Origin of the sequence: Streptomyces sp. DSM 110735 (assembly GCF_016482685.1) — a bacterium.
GTDB lineage: Bacteria > Actinomycetota > Actinomycetes > Streptomycetales > Streptomycetaceae > Streptomyces.
The window spans coordinates 71,314-87,521 of sequence record NZ_JACYHF010000019.1 but is presented as its reverse complement, the minus strand read 5'-3'; the positions used below and the strand labels follow the sequence as shown (position 1 = coordinate 87,521).

The window sequence follows — 16,208 nt, the reverse complement described above, 5'->3', positions numbered from 1 at the left end:
TCGCCGAGCCAGACAGGCCGACGTCCGCTCCAGGGAAGGACCCTTCGTGAGCGACACCACCGATCTGATGGGCGCACGTGTCGAGGAGACCGCTGCCGCGCCCGCCACGGACTCCGCGCCTGCCACCGGTGCCGGCTCCCGGCGGCGCCGAGGCACCGGCCTCGAGGGCATGGTGCTGGCCGAGCTTCAGCAGGTCGCCTCCGGCCTCGGTATCAAGGGCACCGCGCGGATGCGCAAGAGCCAGTTGATCGAGGTCATCAAGGAGGCCCAGGCCGGGGGCGGAGCCCCCAAGGCCGAGGCCGCCGCCGAGACCAAGCCCAAGCGCCGCGCCACCTCCAAGACCCGTACGGGTGAGGAGGCCGCCGAGGCGAAGGCGGAGAAGTCCGCCGAGAAGGCCGCCGCCCAGATCGAGATCCCGGGCCAGCCCTCCCCGAAGGGCCAGCCCGAGCAGCAGGCCGCCGCCGAGGACACCTCCGGTGAGCGCCGTCGCCGCCGCGCGACCGCCGACGCGGGCAGCCCGGCCGAGACCGCCGCCGAGCCCAAGGGCGAGCCGAAGTCCGAGCCGCAGCAGCAGAGCGACGCCAAGGGCGACGCCTCCGCCGACGGCGAGGGCCGTGGCCGCCGCGACCGCCGCGACCGCGACCGTGACCGCGGCGGCCGGGACCGTGACCGCGACCGCCGCGGCGGCAAGGGCGACGACCAGCAGGGCGGCCAGCGTCAGCAGGGCCAGCAGCAGGGCGGCGGTCGTCAGGACCGTCAGCAGCAGCAGGACGACGACGACTTCGAGGGCGGCCGCCGTGGCCGTCGTGGCCGCTACCGCGACCGCCGTGGCCGCCGTGGCCGCGACGAGGTCGCCGAGCCGCAGGTCAACGAGGACGACGTCCTGATCCCCGTCGCGGGCATCCTCGACATCCTCGACAACTACGCCTTCATCCGGACCTCCGGCTACCTGCCCGGTCCGAACGACGTGTACGTCTCCCTCGCCCAGGTCCGCAAGAACGGTCTGCGCAAGGGCGACCACCTCACCGGTGCGGTCCGCCAGCCGAAGGAGGGGGAGCGCCGCGAGAAGTTCAACGCGCTCGTCCGCCTCGACTCGGTCAACGGCATGGCGCCCGAACACGGTCGCGGGCGGCCGGAGTTCAACAAGCTGACGCCGCTGTACCCGCAGGACCGGCTGCGCCTGGAGTCCGAGGCGGGCATCCTGACGACCCGCATCATCGACCTCGTGTCGCCGATCGGCAAGGGCCAGCGCGGTCTGATCGTGGCCCCGCCGAAGACCGGCAAGACCATGATCATGCAGGCGATCGCCAACGCGATCACGCACAACAACCCCGAGTGCCACCTGATGGTCGTCCTGGTCGACGAGCGTCCGGAAGAGGTCACCGACATGCAGCGGTCGGTCAAGGGCGAGGTCATCTCCTCGACCTTCGACCGCCCGGCCGAGGACCACACCACGGTCGCCGAGCTGGCCATCGAGCGCGCCAAGCGCCTGGTGGAGCTGGGTCACGACGTGGTCGTGCTGCTCGACTCCATCACGCGTCTGGGCCGTGCGTACAACCTCGCCGCCCCGGCGTCGGGCCGCATCCTCTCCGGTGGTGTCGACTCCACCGCCCTGTACCCGCCGAAGCGCTTCTTCGGTGCCGCGCGCAACATCGAGGACGGCGGCTCGCTGACCATCCTCGCCACCGCGCTCGTCGACACCGGGTCCCGCATGGACGAGGTGATCTTCGAGGAGTTCAAGGGCACCGGCAACATGGAGCTCAAGCTCGACCGGAAGCTCGCCGACAAGCGCATCTTCCCCGCGGTGGACGTCGACGCGTCCGGTACCCGTAAGGAAGAGATCCTGCTCGGCAGCGAGGAGCTGGCCATCACCTGGAAGCTGCGTCGCGTGCTGCACGCGCTCGACCAGCAGCAGGCGATCGAGCTGCTGCTCGACAAGATGAAGCAGACGAAGTCGAACATCGAGTTCCTGACGCAGATTCAGAAGAACACGCCCGCCCCGGGCAACGGCGACTGAGTCGCACCGAACACCCCCCGCCCGCAAGGGCGTTGAGGCCGCCCCCGTCGGATCTTCCGCCGGGGGCGGCCTCTTTGCGCAACGACGCCGTCCGCGCGTCCGGGCGGTACGACGGCGTACGGGACCGTGCGAGACCTTTCCCACACATGTCCCTTCCGTACCGCCCGCGGACCCCGTCGCCCGCCCCGTCGAAACCCCAGGTGAGCGCGGGATCGCCGGACCGCGCCGATCACGTTCCGTGACCTCCGTCGCACAGGGTCGGCCCATGCGGCTGTGCGAGCCTGTCCCGAGTTTCCCTGTATGACCAGGTGGGGCGACGATGGTGCATGACGACTGCACCCGACCCTGAACGCAGGGGGTAACCAACCGGACGAGACCTAGGAGTGACGTGTCCGCCGAGAGCACCCCGGCGCCCGGCCGCCGAAGCAAGGGCCGCCGCCGAAAGCCCCGCAGCACGCGCCGCAAGGCGCTGCTCGCCACCGCATGGGCCGCCGCGGGCGTCGTCGTCCTGGGCGGAGCCGGAGCCGGATACGTCTACTTCAAGCTCAACGGCAACCTCACGAGCGTCGACATCAACCAGATCCTCGGCGGCCACCGCCCGGCCAAGGGCGCGACCGGCTCCGAGAACATCCTGGTGCTCGGCTCCGACACCCGCGCCGGTGCCAACCACAGACTCGGCGGCGGCGCCGCCGACAGCGGGGCACGCGCCGACACCGCGATGATCGTGCACGTCTACAAGGGCCACAAGAAGGCCACCGTGGTCTCCGTCCCCCGCGACACCCTCATCGACCGCCCCGCCTGCGCCGACACCAAGGGCCACAGCTACCCCGCCGCGCGGAGCGTGATGTTCAACTCCGCGTACGCCACCGGCGGTGCCCCCTGCGCCGTGAAGACGGTCGAGTCGCTCACCGGGCTGCGCATGGACCACTACCTGGAGGTCGACTTCGCGGGCTTCCAGCGGCTCGTCGACGACCTCGGCGGCGTACCGGTGACCACCACCCAGGCCATCCGCGACCCGCAGAGCCATCTGAACCTCCCGGCCGGCACCCACACCCTCGACGGCACCCAGGCGCTCGGTCTGGTCCGCACCCGGCACGGCGTCGGCGACGGCTCCGACCTCGGCCGCATCCAGCTCCAGCAGGCGTTCGTCAAGGCGCTGATGGACCAGGTCAAGCACGTCGGCGTGTTCAGCGACCCCAAGCGGCTCTACGACCTCGCCGACACTGCCACCAAGTCCGTCACCACCGACTCCGACCTCGGTTCGGTCAACTCCCTCGCGGACTTCGCCAGCGGTCTCAAGGGCATCAAGTCCTCTCGCATCCAGATGGTCACCATGCCGGTCCAGTACGACCCCGCCGACCCCAACCGCGTCCTCCTGGAACCCCGCAGGGCCGCCCAGGTCTGGAAGGCACTGAAGGACGACCGCAAGGTCCCCGCCTCGGCGACGGCAGAAGCGGCGACGGGCAGAGCGAGCAAGGTGATCGGCACCCCGTAAGGGGATTCGGCGCCCCGAAGGGGCCGCCGAACAGGGGCGCGGGGAACTGCGCGACCAGCCGAGACGGACCCGCACCCGCGAACGGTGACAAACCAGCCCCCCCGAGGCGACCCCCGAAGCCCCGCAGGGACCCCGCAGGGAACCCCCAGGGAATAGAAAAGCGACGCCCCCGGTTTTGGGGGATGACGCCAGTCCTGGCAGACTGGTACGTCGGCCCCGGTTCACGCCCCGCACCCCGCGGCAGCGACCCGGTGCCCTCCCGATACCTAGGAGACACCTTGAAGCGCGAGATCCACCCCGAGTACGTCGAGACCCAGGTGAGCTGCACCTGTGGCGCGTCGTTCACCACCCGCAGCACCATCGACTCCGGCACCATCCGGGCCGAGGTCTGCTCCGAGTGCCACCCGTTCTACACGGGCAAGCAGAAGATCCTCGACACCGGTGGCCGTGTGGCCCGCTTCGAGGCCCGCTTCGGCAAGGCTGCCGCCGGCTCGAAGAAGTAGCGAGCGCGAAACCGCCGGTCCACGGCCACGCCCCGTCCGGGGCGTGCCCGGGACCGGCGTTTTTGGTCGCCCGCCAGCCCTTCACCCGCAGTACAGGAGCCGAAAGATGTTCGAGGCCGTCGAGGAACTCGTCGCCGAGCACGCCGATCTGGAGCAGAAGCTCGCCGACCCCTCGGTCCACGCCGACCAGGCGAACGCGCGCAAGCTGAACAAGCGCTACGCCGAGCTGACCCCGATCGTCGCCACGTACCGCTCCTGGAAGCAGACCGGCGACGACATCGAGACCGCGCGCGAGTTCGCGGCCGACGACCCCGACTTCGCCGCCGAGGTCAAGGTGCTGGACAAGCAGCGCGAGGAGCTGACCGAGAAGCTGCGCCTCCTGCTCGTCCCGCGCGACCCGAGCGACGACAAGGACGTCATCCTGGAGATCAAGGCGGGCGCGGGCGGCGACGAGTCCGCCCTGTTCGCCGGTGACCTCCTGCGCATGTATCTGCGGTACGCCGAGCGCGTGGGCTGGAAGACCGAGATCATCGACGCCACCGAGTCCGAGCTGGGCGGCTACAAGGACGTCCAGGTCGCGGTGAAGACCAAGGGCGGCCAGGGCGCCACCGAGCCCGGTCAGGGCGTGTGGGCCCGGCTGAAGTACGAGGGCGGTGTGCACCGCGTGCAGCGCGTGCCCTCGACCGAGTCGCAGGGCCGTATCCACACCTCCGCCGCCGGTGTGCTCGTCACGCCCGAGGCGGAGGAGGTCGACGTCGAGATCCACGCCAACGACCTGCGCATCGACGTCTACCGCTCCTCGGGTCCCGGCGGCCAGTCCGTGAACACCACCGACTCCGCCGTGCGCATCACCCACCTGCCCACGGGTGTCGTCGCCTCCTGCCAGAACGAGAAGAGCCAGCTCCAGAACAAGGAGCAGGCGATGCGTATCCTGCGCTCCAGGCTGCTCGCCGCGGCCCAGGAGAAGGCCGAGGCGGAAGCCGCGGACGCCCGCCGCAGCCAGGTCCGCACGGTCGACCGCTCCGAGAAGATCCGCACGTACAACTTCCCGGAGAACCGCATCTCGGACCACCGCGTCGGCTTCAAGTCGTACAACCTGGACCAGGTCCTGGACGGCGACCTCGACGCGGTCATCCAGGCATGCGTCGACGCCGACTCGGCGGCGAAGCTCGCCGCCGCGTAAGCACCACCGCACCCACCGCACGACGAAGCACGAGACCGGAGGAGAAGCGTGCAGCAAGACTTCGGGGGGCGACCCCCGAGCCCCCGCAGCGTGCTGCTCGCGGAGGTGGCCCAGGCCACCCAGCGGCTGGCCGACGCCGGTGTGCCCTCGCCGCGCAACGACGCCGAGGAACTCGCGGCGTTCGTGCACGGCGTCAAGCGCGGCCAGCTCCACTCCGTGAAGGACGCCGACTTCGACGCCCGCTACTGGGAGGTCGTCGCCCGCCGCGAGCAGCGCGAACCGCTCCAGCACATCACCGGACGCGCCTACTTCCGCTATCTGGAGCTCCAGGTCGGACCCGGCGTCTTCGTGCCCCGCCCCGAGACCGAGTCGGTCGTCGGCTGGGCCATAGACGCGGTGCGCGCCATGGACGTGGTCGAGCCCTGCATCGTCGACCTGTGCACCGGCTCCGGCGCCATCGCGCTCGCCCTCGCCCAGGAGGTGCCGCGCTCGCGCGTCCACGCCGTGGAGCTGTCCGAGGACGCCCTGCGGTGGACCCGCAAGAACATGGAGGGGTCCAGGGTCGATCTGCGCCAGGGCGACGCCCTGACCGCCTTCCCGGACCTCGACGGCCAGGTCGACCTCGTCGTCTCCAACCCGCCGTACATCCCGCTCACCGAGTGGGAGTACGTCGCCCCGGAGGCGCGCGACTACGACCCCGACCTCGCCCTCTTCTCCGGCGAGGACGGTCTCGACCTCATCCGCGGTCTGGAGCGCACCGCGCACCGGCTGCTGCGCCCCGGCGGAGTCGTCGTCGTCGAGCACGCCGACACCCAGGGCGGCCAGGTGCCGTGGATCTTCACCGAGGAGCGGGGCTGGGCCGACGCGGCCGACCACCCCGACCTCAACAACCGCCCGCGCTTCGCGACCGCCCGCAAGGCGATGCCGTGAGCACGCACCCGACTTCATCCCCGCAGTACCCGTACGAGGAGGCCCGCTAGATGGCACGGCGATACGACACCAACGACGCGACCGACCGTGTGACGGGTCTGCGCGAGGCCGCGTCCGCCGTCCGTCGCGGCGAACTGGTGGTGCTGCCGACCGACACGGTCTACGGCATCGGCGCCGACGCGTTCTCCTCCGAGGCCGTCGCCGACCTCCTCGCCGCCAAGGGCCGGGGCCGCAACATGCCCACTCCCGTGCTCATCGGCTCCCCGAACACCCTGCACGGTCTCGTCACGGACTTCTCCGAGAAGGCGTGGGACCTGGTCGACGCCTTCTGGCCCGGCGCGCTCACCCTGGTCGCCCGGCACCAGCCGTCCCTGCAGTGGGACCTCGGGGACACCCGGGGCACCGTCGCCGTCCGGATGCCGCTGCACCCGGTCGCCATCGAGCTGCTCACCGAGTTCGGTCCCATGGCCGTCTCCTCCGCCAACCTCACCGGCCACCCCGCCCCGGAGACCTGCGACGCCGCCCAGCAGATGCTCGGCGACTCCGTCTCCGTCTACCTCGACGGCGGTCCCACCCCGGGCAACGTGCCCTCCTCCATCGTGGACGTCTCCCGCGACGTCCCGGTGCTGCTGCGCGCGGGCGCCATCTCCCCGGAGGAGCTGCGCAAGGTCGTACCCGACCTTGAGGTGGCGAATTGACGTCCCCCGAGCCCCCCGTCCTCACCGTCCCGCCCGAGCAGGGGGTCACCCCATGCGCGGCATAGGCGGCGGGGAGAGCGCGGCGGAGCAGACCACCACCTTCGGGTTTCCGCGCGACACCTTCCGCATCCTCCACGTCAGCACCGGCAACGTCTGCCGCTCGCCCATCACCGAGCGGCTGACCCGGCACCTCGTGGCGGAGCGGCTCGGCGTGCTCGGCGGCGGTCTGATCGTGGAGAGCGCCGGAACCTGGGGGCACGAGGGCGCGCCCATGGAGGAGAACGCGGAGACCGTGCTGGCCGAGTTCGGCGCGGACGCGGCCGGGTTCACCGGACGCGAGCTGCTGGACGAGCACGTCATCATGGCCGACCTCGTGCTGACCGCCACCCGCGACCACCGCGCCCAGGTCATCTCCATGGGCCACTCCGCGGGGCTGCGCACCTTCACGCTGAAGGAGTTCACCCGCCTGGTGCGGGCGATAGATCCGGCCACGCTGCCGCCCCTGGAGGACGGCGTCGTGCTGCGCGCCCGCGCCCTGGTGCGGGCCGCCGCCGCGCTGCGCGGCTGGCTGCTCGCCCCGACCGCCGAGGCGGACGAGGTGTACGACCCCTACGGCGCCCCGCTGCCCTTCTTCCGTTCCATCGGGGACGAGATACGGGACGCCCTGGACCCGGTCGTCACCGCGCTGACCGGCGTCCCCGCGCACATGTGACCCCGCCCCGCCGCGGAAGCGGAACCGGGGCGGAGCGGCCGAGCGCCCCTTCCGCCCCGGGCCTACATTGGACGTAAGTCCACTTCCGACCGCCGGAGCCCTTCATGCCGGTCACCCCCGCCCTGGACCCGGACGTCCTGCGCCGCCAGGACCCGGAGCTGGCCGACATCCTGCGGGGCGAGCTGGACCGGCAGTCGACCACGCTCCAGCTCAGCGCCGCCGAGAACTTCGCCTCCCCGGCCGTCCTCGCCGCGCTCGGCTCCCCGCTGGCCAACAAGTACGCCGAGGGCTACCCGGGCACCCGCTACCACGGCGGCTGCGCCCTCGCCGACGCCGCCGAGCACCTCGCCGCCGAGCGGGCCCGGGAGCTGTTCGGCGCCGAGCACGCCAACGTCCAGCCGCACACCGGCTCCTCGGCCGTGCTCGCCGCCTACGCCGCCCTGCTGCGCCCCGGCGACACCGTCCTCGCCCTCGGGCTGCCCGACGGCGGTCATCTCAGCCACGGCTCGCCCGCACACCTCTCCGGCCGCTGGTTCGACTTCGTCGCCTACGGTCTCGACCCCGAGACCGGGCTCGTCGACCACGACGAGGTACGCCGCCTGGCCCGCGCACACCGCCCCAAGGCCGTCGTGTGCGGCTCGATCGCCTACTCCCGCCACTTCGACCACGCCTTCTTCCGCGAGGTCGCCGACGAGGTGGGCGCCTGTCTGATCGTGGACGCGGCGCATCCGATCGGTCTGGTCGCCGGGGGAGCGGCGCCGAACCCGGTGCCGTACGCCGACATCGTGTGCGCGACCACGCACAAGGTGCTGCGCGGACCGCGCGGCGGTCTCCTCCTGTGCGGCCGCGCGCTCGCCGGGCGGGTGGACCGGGCGGTGTTCCCCTTCACCCAGGGCGGCGCGCAGATGAACGTCGTCGCCGCCAAGGCAGCCGCGTTCGGGGAGGCGGCGACGCCCGCCTTCGCGGTCTACGCCCATCAGGTCGTCGCCAACGCCCGGGTGCTCGCGGAGCACCTGGCCGCCGAGGGGTTCACCGTCACCACCGGGGGCACCGACACCCACCTGATCACCGTCGACCCGGCGCCGCTCGGCGAGGACGGACGCACCGCGCGCGGACTGCTCGCCGCCGCGGGTCTCGTCCTCGACTGCTGCCCGCTGCCGCACACCCAGGAGCGGGGGCTGCGCCTGGGCACCGCCGCGGTGACGACGCAGGGGATGGGGGAGCGGGAGATGGACCGCATTGCCGCGCTGCTGGCGGGCGTCGTGCGGGGTGACATCGCTCCCGGCGCCGCGCGCATCGAGGTGCGCGAGCTGACTGGCGCGTTTTCGCCCTACCCCGCCTGAGCAGGGGTAGACGGTAGGCCGTACGGTCCGGTGAGCGGGTGGTGCACAGGGGGTGGTGCAACCATCGTCACTACCCGGAAGTCCTCATCCGTATGCCCCGCTCGCTAGGGTGTGGGGCTGTGATGGCCAGCGAGATCTGTGGGGAAGCCCGTGCGTGAATACCTGCTGACGCTCTGTGTCACGGCCGCGGTGACGTACCTCCTGACGGGACCGGTACGGAAGTTCACGATCGTGGCCGGGGCGATGCCGGAGATCCGGGCACGTGACGTGCACCGCGAACCCACTCCGCGCCTCGGCGGCATCGCGATGTTCTTCGGACTGTGCGCGGGGCTGCTGGTCGCGGACCACCTCGGCAGCCTGAACGAGGTCTTCGTCCGCTCCAACGAGCCGCGCGCGCTGCTCTCCGGAGCCGCCCTGATCTGGCTGATCGGCGTCCTGGACGACAAGTTCGAGATCGACGCCCTGATCAAGCTCGGCGGTCAGATGATCGCCGCGGGCGTGATGGTCATGCAGGGTCTGACGATCCTCTGGCTCCCGGTCCCGGGCATCGGCACGGTCGCGGTGACCCAGTGGCAGGGCACCCTGCTGACGGTGGCGCTGGTGGTCGTCACCATCAACGCGGTCAACTTCGTGGACGGTCTCGACGGTCTCGCGGCGGGCATGGTGTGCATCGCGGCGGGCGCGTTCTTCATGTACGCCTACCGGATCTGGTACTCCTACGGCATCGAGGCGGCTGCCCCGGCGACGCTGTTCGCCGCCATCCTCATGGGCATGTGCGTGGGCTTCCTGCCGCACAACATGCATCCCGCGCGCATCTTCATGGGCGACTCCGGCTCCATGCTCATCGGGCTGGTCCTCGCGGCGGGCGCGATCTCGGTGACCGGTCAGATCGACCCCGACAACATGGAGCTGTTCGCGGGCGGTTCCGAGCGCAGCGCGGTGCACCAGATGGTGCCGGTCTACATCCCGCTCCTGATGCCGCTGACCATCATCGCGATCCCCGCCGCCGATCTGGTCCTCGCGATCGTGCGCCGCACCTGGCGCGGTCAGTCGCCGTTCGCCGCGGACCGCGGGCATCTGCACCACCGCCTGCTGGAGGTCGGCCACTCGCACAGCCGGGCCGTGCTCATCATGTACTTCTGGTCCGCGCTGATCGGCTTCGGCGCCCTGGCCTACTCGGTCAACTCGGCGTCCATGTGGATCGTCCTGAGCGTCGTCTTCCTCAGCGCCATCGGCCTCGTCCTCCTGCTCCTCCCACGCTTCACCCCCCGCACCCCCCGCTGGGCGGAGCACTTCGTCCCACCGCGCTACCGCAGACGCCGCCGGGGGGCTGCCGGGGCCCAGGACGCGCCGGCCGCCCCGGAGGCGGAGCGGGAGGCGGAGGCCGGGGAACGGGTCGCTGTCGCCTCGGGGGCCCCGACCGTCAACGGCGCGACCGCGATCGGCAGCCGTCCGCGGCGGTGACGCGTTGACGCGGACGGCCGAGAGCGAGCCTGTTCGACTTTGAGACGAACGCCGTCGTGGTCCGGACCAGGGGTTTTTCCGGACCCCGCGCCGTGGAACCTCCTCCACCAGGCATGTTGCTGATCTTCACGTTCGCGCCCATGCGCCCTTCGCGGGGCAAGTGGATTTTGGGACGCAAGGGCACGGCTGATGCGCAAGTAACCGCTGGTGCGCGGGTGATTCCCATTGCCAGAAATGGGCGCGCCAGGGGGAATTGAGGCGCCGGTCATGACCAGACCGGTGCCGCCCCATTCGCTCGTGAATGGAGGTAGACCATGCGCAAGTTCGCAGCAGCGGGCGTCGCCGTCGTGGCGCTCAGCGGTTCGCTCGGATTCGCCACTACGGAGGCCGTGGCCGCGCCGCAGGGCGCCAAGGTCGTGCGGGTCGCCCAAGGGGCCGTGCCGAGCTGTGTCAAGGTCCAGGAGACCACCGTCGACGCCGCCCTGCTCACGTCCTCGCAGCCGTGGGTGGACTACGACAAGGTCGTGACCTGCTGACCGTGCCGGTCGTGAGGGCCGACTGAGTCATGCCCGAGCGTCCCCGGAAAGGCCCGCCAAGGCCCTTTCCGGGGGCGCTCGTCGCGTTGCCGGAGGCGCTCGCAAGGTAAGAATCTGACTAGAGCATTGCCAACTCGTGGGGGAGCAAAGTCCCCCAATATCAGACAAGTAGGCGCGGTTTTTGCACAGACGCGCAGCGTCACCCTCATGTGTGACTCCGGGCACACCAGGTGGGTAAAGACCTCATCAAATAGTTTGTGATACGGTTCACGAGAACCCCGGAGAGAACCGAAGGACCGTAATGCGACGGTCCATTGGTGTGAGTAATCGATCGCTCTGCCCGGGACTACGCTCGTCCATGACGACACCTGCCCCCTGTGAAAGCGGAGTTGCCGCCATGCCGTCCAATGACGTCCGGATTCTGGCCCAGGCCGCCGTGCCCACGGCTGCCGTCGGTGCGATCGCCACCGTCGTCAGCGGTGTGGTCGCGGGGGGCAAGGGAGCCATCGGGGCAGTCGTCGCGACGCTGTTGGTCAGCGCTCTCATGGGGCTTGGTCTCTTCGTGCTGCAGCGCACCGCCAAGTCACTTCCCCATCTGTTCCAGATGATGGGTCTGATGCTCTACGCGGCCCAGCTCCTGCTGGTGATCATGTTCATCGCCGTGTTCAAGGACACGACGGCGTTCAATCCGCGGGCCTTCGCCATCGGGATCGTGGTCTGCACGCTCACTTGGACCGCCGCGCAGACGCGCGCGCACATGAAGGCCAAGACCCTCTACGTCGAACCTGATGCCTCGTCGAAGGGCGACAAGCCCGAGAAGACAGGGCACTCGTCGTGAGAGGTAGGGCCGGAATAAAGGCACACGCGAGATCCTGCTATCGTCCGGTGCCAACTGCGGCATCGCGGACGCGGGCATCCGAGCTGACGCCTGTTCCATCGCGAGGCGAGATGCCCCCGAGCCGCCCCCACATCCGAACCACCAGTCCCGTGCCGAACCGCGGCTTCGTGCCGCGCCGACACAACGAGGTTGCCGTACCCATGCGCCACGATGAAGGAGCCCGCGGTGAGTGCTGATCCGACGCAGACGCTCGCTTTCGACACGAGCTGCCACCTGTTCTCCGGGTGCGGCTTCCCGGCTCCGGGCCTGCACTCGTTCCTGTTCAAGCCGCTCTGGGGCGACGCGGACAGCAACCTGTACTTCAACAAGACGATGCTGCTGGCGCTGCTCGGTTCCATCATCATCGTGGCCTTCTTCTGGGCCGCTTTCGCCCGGCCGAAGGTTGTCCCGGGCAAGCTCCAGATGATCGCCGAGTCCGGCTACGACTTCATCCGGCGCGGCGTCGTCTACGAGACGATCGGAAAGAAGGAAGGCGAGAAGTACGTACCTCTCGTCGTCTCGCTCTTCTTCTTCGTCTGGATGATGAACCTCTGGTCGATCATCCCGGTCGCGCAGTTCCCGGTCACCGCGATCATCTCGTACCCCGCGGTCCTGGCGCTCATCGTCTACATCCTGTGGGTCTCGCTGACCTTCAAGCGGCACGGGTTCGTCGGTGCCTTCAAGAACTTCACCGGCTACGACAAGTCGCTCGGCCCGGTGCTCCCGCTGGCGATGGTCATCGAGTTCTTCTCGAACCTCCTCGTCCGCCCCTTCACGCACGCCGTGCGACTCTTCGCGAACATGTTCGCGGGTCACACGCTGCTGCTGCTCTTCACGCTCGCCAGCTGGTACATGCTGAACGGCATCGGCATCGCCTACTCCGGTGTCTCCTTCATCATGACCATCGTGATGACGGCCTTCGAGCTCTTCATCCAGGCTCTGCAGGCATATGTCTTCGTGCTCCTGACGTGCAGCTACATCCAGGGCGCACTCGCTGAGCACCACTGAGCCTCTTCTCGTCCCGCTCCCCCTGTTCGTCCGGTGACCAACCCCACCGGTCCGTAAAGAAAAGGAAGAACTGGCATGTCCCAGACCCTTGCTGCTGCTGTTTCCGGCTCCCTCGGCTCCATCGGTTACGGTCTTGCCGCGATCGGCCCCGGCGTCGGCGTCGGCATCATCTTCGGTAACGGCACCCAGGCGCTTGCCCGTCAGCCCGAGGCGGCCGGCCTGATCCGCGCCAACCAGATCCTCGGCTTCGCCTTCTGTGAGGCGCTCGCCCTGATCGGTCTGGTCATGCCGTTCGTCTACGGCAAGTAATCGTCGGTTCACGACAGCCCATTAGACGAAAGGCACTGATATGAGCCCCCTGGTTCAGCTTGCGGCTGAGGAGGCCGAAAACCCCCTCATCCCGCCGATCCCAGAGCTCGTCATCGGCCTGATCGCCTTCGTCATCGTCTTCGGCTTCCTCGCCTGGAAGCTGCTCCCGAACATCAACAAGGTTCTGGAGCAGCGCCGCGAGGCCATCGAAGGCGGTATCGAGAAGGCCGAGGCCGCGCAGACCGAGGCCCAGAGCGTCCTTGAGCAGTACAAGGCCCAGCTCGCCGAGGCTCGGCACGAGGCCGCGCGGCTGCGCCAGGAGGCTCAGGAGCAGGGCGCGGAGCTCATCGCGGAGATGCGGGCCGAGGGCCAGCGTCAGCGCGAGGAGATCATCGCCGCCGGTCACGCCCAGATCGAGGCGGACCGCAAGGCCGCTTCCGCCGCGCTGCGCCAGGACGTCGGCACCCTCGCCACGGAACTGGCCGGCAAGCTCGTCGGCGAGTCCCTCGAGGACCACGCCCGGCAGAGCCGTGTGATCGACCGCTTCCTCGACGAGCTTGACGAGAAGGCCGAGGCCACGCGATGAACGGAGCGAGCCGCGAGGCACTGGCTGCCGCACGGGAGCGTCTCGACGCGCTGACGGACTCCACGTCCGTGAACGCCGCGCAGCTCGCCGACGAGCTGGCGGCCGTCACCGCGCTGCTCGACCGCGAGGCCGGCCTGCGCCGGGTCCTCACCGACCCGGCGCAGCCCGCTGAGGCCAAGGCCGAGCTGGTGCAGCGCCTGATCGGCGGCCAGGTGAGCGGTCAGACCGCCGACCTGGTGGCCGGGATGGCCCGCTCCCGCTGGTCGCAGCCCCGCGACCTGGTGGACGCGATCGAGGAACTGGCGAACATCGCCGACCTCACCGCGGCGGAGAAGGACGGCACGCTCGACGAGGTCGAGGACGAGCTGTTCCGGTTCGGCCGGATCGTCTCCTCCGACACCGCCCTGCGGGCCGCGCTGACCGACCGGGCCGCGAGCGCCTCGGCCAAGGCCGAACTGCTGCACCGGCTGCTCGGCGGACGGGCCAAGCCCGTCACCGAGCGTCTGGTCACGCGCCTCGTCACCGCGCCGCGTGGACGTAGCCTGGAAGCGGGACTGGAGTCCCTGTCCAAGCTGGCCGCGGAGCGCCGGGACCGGCTGGTGGCCACGGTCACCTCCGCGGTGCCGCTGAGCGACCCGCAGAAGCGACGTCTGGGCGACGCCCTGGCGAAGCTCTACGGCCGCCGGATGCACCTCAACCTGGACGTGGACCCCGACGTCGTCGGCGGACTGCGCGTGCAGGTCGGTGACGAGGTCATCAACGGCTCCATCGCGGACCGGCTGGAAGACGCCGGCCGCCGCATGGCGAGCTAGAACTCAACACGCAAGACGTACCTACGGCCCTGGTTGGGCCGTGCAGAGGATTCACCTCGTTCAGGGGGGAGTCCCCATCCCCCCAAGTGAAACTTCGGGCCCAACAAGGAGAGCAGGGAACCCAGATGGCGGAGCTCACGATCCGGCCGGAGGAGATCCGGGACGCGCTGGAGAACTTTGTCCAGTCGTACAAGCCGGACGCGGCCTCGCGCGAGGAGGTCGGTACGGTCACCCTTGCCGGCGACGGCATCGCGAAGGTCGAGGGCCTGCCCTCGGCCATGGCCAACGAACTGCTGAAGTTCGAGGACGGCACCCTCGGCCTCGCCCTCAACCTCGAGGAGCGCGAGATCGGTGCCATCGTCCTCGGTGAGTTCAGCGGCATCGAGGAGGGCCAGCCGGTGCACCGCACCGGCGAGGTGCTCTCCGTGCCGGTCGGCGACGGCTACCTCGGCCGTGTCGTCGACCCGCTCGGCAAGCCGATCGACGGCCTCGGCGAGGTCGAGACCGACGGCCGCCGCGCCCTTGAGCTGCAGGCCCCCACGGTCATGCAGCGCCAGTCGGTGCACGAGCCGATGGAGACGGGCTACATGGCCGTCGACGCGATGACCCCGGTCGGCCGCGGTCAGCGTCAGCTCATCATCGGTGACCGCCAGACCGGCAAGACCGCCCTGGCCGTCGACACGATCATCAACCAGCGCGACAACTGGCGCTCGGGCGACCCGAAGAAGCAGGTCCGCTGCATCTACGTCGCCGTCGGCCAGAAGGGCTCCACCATCGCCGGCGTGCGCCGCGCGCTGGAGGAGAACGGCGCGCTGGAGTACACGACCATCGTCGCCGCCCCGGCGTCCGACCCGGCCGGCTTCAAGTACCTGGCGCCGTACACCGGTTCGGCCATCGGCCAGCACTGGATGTACCAGGGCAAGCACGTCCTGATCGTCTTCGACGACCTGTCGAAGCAGGCCGACGCCTACCGCGCCGTCTCCCTGCTGCTGCGCCGCCCGCCGGGCCGTGAGGCGTACCCGGGTGACGTCTTCTACCTGCACTCCCGTCTCCTGGAGCGCTGCGCGAAGCTCTCCGACGACATGGGTGCCGGCTCGATGACCGGTCTGCCGATCGTCGAGACCAAGGCCAACGACGTCTCGGCGTTCATCCCGACCAACGTCATCTCCATCACCGACGGCCAGTGCTTCCTGGAGTCGGACCTGTTCAACGCCGGTCAGCGCCCCGCGCTGAACGTCGGTATCTCCGTCTCCCGAGTCGGTGGTTCCGCGCAGCACAAGGCGATGAAGCAGGTCTCCGGCCGACTGCGCGTGGACCTCGCCCAGTACCGCGAGCTGGAGGCGTTCGCCGCCTTCGGTTCCGACCTGGACCAGGCGTCGAAGAACCAGCTCGAGCGCGGTACCCGCATGACCGAGCTGCTCAAGCAGAACCAGTACCAGCCGATGTCCACCGAGGACCAGGTCGTCTCGATCTGGGCCGGTGGTACGGGTCGCATGGACGACGTTCCGGTCGACGACGTGCGCCGCTTCGACAAGGAGCTCCTGGAGTTCCTGCACCGCAAGCACCAGGGTCTGATGACGTCGATCCGCGAGGGCGGCAAGATGTCGGACGACACCCTGCAGGGCATCGGTGACGCGATCGCGGAGTTCAAGAAGCAGTTCGAGACCTCCGAGGGCAAGCTGCTCGGCGAGGACACCCCCGCCACTGCCGCCAAGTGACGTAAGGAAGGGACCTG

The 16,208-nt window shown here is 69.8% G+C and carries 16 protein-coding genes; all 16 read left to right on the top strand.

The genetic code is table 11. The features are described 5' to 3' along the window. Window positions 1–46: 46 nt before the first annotated feature. A complete protein-coding gene (rho, locus tag IF655_RS24855; protein ID WP_199587336.1) occupies window positions 47–2,017 on the top strand; it encodes a transcription termination factor Rho in 1,971 nt (656 codons plus the stop codon). Window positions 2,018–2,405: 388 nt separating this feature from the next. Continuing rightward, entirely contained in the window at window positions 2,406–3,512 is a 1,107-nt protein-coding gene (locus IF655_RS24850) for an LCP family protein (RefSeq protein ID WP_199587335.1), read from the top strand. A gap of 278 nt (window positions 3,513–3,790) precedes the next feature. Beyond that, window positions 3,791–4,015 carry a 50S ribosomal protein L31 gene (gene rpmE, locus IF655_RS24845; RefSeq protein WP_164587688.1) on the top strand — a complete coding sequence of 75 codons (225 nt, stop codon included), beginning with the start codon at window positions 3,791–3,793 and terminating at the stop codon, window positions 4,013–4,015. A gap of 106 nt (window positions 4,016–4,121) precedes the next feature. After that, window positions 4,122–5,198 carry a peptide chain release factor 1 gene (prfA, locus tag IF655_RS24840; RefSeq protein WP_199587334.1) on the top strand — a complete coding sequence of 359 codons (1,077 nt, stop codon included), beginning with the start codon at window positions 4,122–4,124 and terminating at the stop codon, window positions 5,196–5,198. A gap of 90 nt (window positions 5,199–5,288) precedes the next feature. Next, a complete protein-coding gene (gene prmC, locus IF655_RS24835; protein ID WP_199587356.1) occupies window positions 5,289–6,128 on the top strand; it encodes a peptide chain release factor N(5)-glutamine methyltransferase in 840 nt (279 codons plus the stop codon). A 50-nt stretch (window positions 6,129–6,178) separates the two neighbouring features. Further along, the gene (locus IF655_RS24830) at window positions 6,179–6,826 is read left to right on the top strand and encodes an L-threonylcarbamoyladenylate synthase (RefSeq protein WP_018544508.1); all 648 of its coding nucleotides are present in this window, start codon (window positions 6,179–6,181) and stop codon (window positions 6,824–6,826) included. A 52-nt stretch (window positions 6,827–6,878) separates the two neighbouring features. Then, window positions 6,879–7,538 carry a low molecular weight phosphatase family protein gene (locus IF655_RS24825; protein WP_018544509.1) on the top strand — a complete coding sequence of 220 codons (660 nt, stop codon included), beginning with the start codon at window positions 6,879–6,881 and terminating at the stop codon, window positions 7,536–7,538. Window positions 7,539–7,642: 104 nt separating this feature from the next. Beyond that, complete coding sequence (gene glyA, locus IF655_RS24820) at window positions 7,643–8,881, top strand: serine hydroxymethyltransferase (RefSeq protein WP_199587333.1); 1,239 nt, start codon at window positions 7,643–7,645, stop codon at window positions 8,879–8,881. 150 nt (window positions 8,882–9,031) lie between these two features. Then, window positions 9,032–10,345, top strand: a complete 1,314-nt coding sequence (locus IF655_RS24815; protein ID WP_199587332.1) for an MraY family glycosyltransferase — start codon at window positions 9,032–9,034, stop codon at window positions 10,343–10,345. Window positions 10,346–10,659: 314 nt separating this feature from the next. Then, window positions 10,660–10,881 carry a hypothetical protein gene (locus tag IF655_RS24810; protein WP_199587331.1) on the top strand — a complete coding sequence of 74 codons (222 nt, stop codon included), beginning with the start codon at window positions 10,660–10,662 and terminating at the stop codon, window positions 10,879–10,881. 397 nt (window positions 10,882–11,278) lie between these two features. Next, window positions 11,279–11,719, top strand: coding sequence for a hypothetical protein (locus IF655_RS24805; RefSeq protein WP_199587330.1), 441 nt, complete (start codon window positions 11,279–11,281; stop codon window positions 11,717–11,719). A gap of 210 nt (window positions 11,720–11,929) precedes the next feature. Then, the gene (gene atpB, locus IF655_RS24800) at window positions 11,930–12,766 is read left to right on the top strand and encodes a F0F1 ATP synthase subunit A (RefSeq protein ID WP_199587329.1); all 837 of its coding nucleotides are present in this window, start codon (window positions 11,930–11,932) and stop codon (window positions 12,764–12,766) included. A gap of 75 nt (window positions 12,767–12,841) precedes the next feature. Then, window positions 12,842–13,075, top strand: coding sequence for an ATP synthase F0 subunit C (gene atpE / locus IF655_RS24795; protein ID WP_031181218.1), 234 nt, complete (start codon window positions 12,842–12,844; stop codon window positions 13,073–13,075). Between the two features lie 40 nt (window positions 13,076–13,115). Further along, window positions 13,116–13,661 (top strand): F0F1 ATP synthase subunit B, encoded by a 546-nt coding sequence (locus IF655_RS24790; RefSeq protein WP_199587328.1) that lies wholly within the window; start codon window positions 13,116–13,118, stop codon window positions 13,659–13,661. After that, a complete protein-coding gene (locus IF655_RS24785; RefSeq protein ID WP_199587327.1) occupies window positions 13,658–14,473 on the top strand; it encodes a F0F1 ATP synthase subunit delta in 816 nt (271 codons plus the stop codon). The genes IF655_RS24790 and IF655_RS24785 overlap by 4 nt, the downstream gene beginning before the upstream one ends. Window positions 14,474–14,598: 125 nt before the next feature. Then, window positions 14,599–16,191 carry a F0F1 ATP synthase subunit alpha gene (gene atpA / locus IF655_RS24780; RefSeq protein ID WP_199587326.1) on the top strand — a complete coding sequence of 531 codons (1,593 nt, stop codon included), beginning with the start codon at window positions 14,599–14,601 and terminating at the stop codon, window positions 16,189–16,191. The last annotated feature ends 17 nt before the right edge of the window (window positions 16,192–16,208 follow it).

Excerpts from the sequence above, each read along its gene's own strand:
- prfA (WP_199587334.1), top strand. The coding sequence starts at position 4,122 with ATGTTCGAGGCCGTCGAGGAACTCGTCGCCGAGCACGCCGATCTGGAG.
- glyA (WP_199587333.1), top strand. The coding sequence starts at position 7,643 with ATGCCGGTCACCCCCGCCCTGGACCCGGACGTCCTGCGCCGCCAGGAC.
- IF655_RS24810 (WP_199587331.1), top strand. The coding sequence starts at position 10,660 with ATGCGCAAGTTCGCAGCAGCGGGCGTCGCCGTCGTGGCGCTCAGCGGT.
- IF655_RS24785 (WP_199587327.1), top strand. The coding sequence starts at position 13,658 with ATGAACGGAGCGAGCCGCGAGGCACTGGCTGCCGCACGGGAGCGTCTC.
- IF655_RS24830 (WP_018544508.1), top strand. The coding sequence starts at position 6,179 with ATGGCACGGCGATACGACACCAACGACGCGACCGACCGTGTGACGGGT.
- atpA (WP_199587326.1), top strand. The coding sequence starts at position 14,599 with ATGGCGGAGCTCACGATCCGGCCGGAGGAGATCCGGGACGCGCTGGAG.
- IF655_RS24790 (WP_199587328.1), top strand. The coding sequence starts at position 13,116 with ATGAGCCCCCTGGTTCAGCTTGCGGCTGAGGAGGCCGAAAACCCCCTC.
- atpE (WP_031181218.1), top strand. The coding sequence starts at position 12,842 with ATGTCCCAGACCCTTGCTGCTGCTGTTTCCGGCTCCCTCGGCTCCATC.
- IF655_RS24825 (WP_018544509.1), top strand. The coding sequence starts at position 6,879 with ATGCGCGGCATAGGCGGCGGGGAGAGCGCGGCGGAGCAGACCACCACC.
- atpB (WP_199587329.1), top strand. The coding sequence starts at position 11,930 with ATGAAGGAGCCCGCGGTGAGTGCTGATCCGACGCAGACGCTCGCTTTC.
- IF655_RS24805 (WP_199587330.1), top strand. The coding sequence starts at position 11,279 with ATGCCGTCCAATGACGTCCGGATTCTGGCCCAGGCCGCCGTGCCCACG.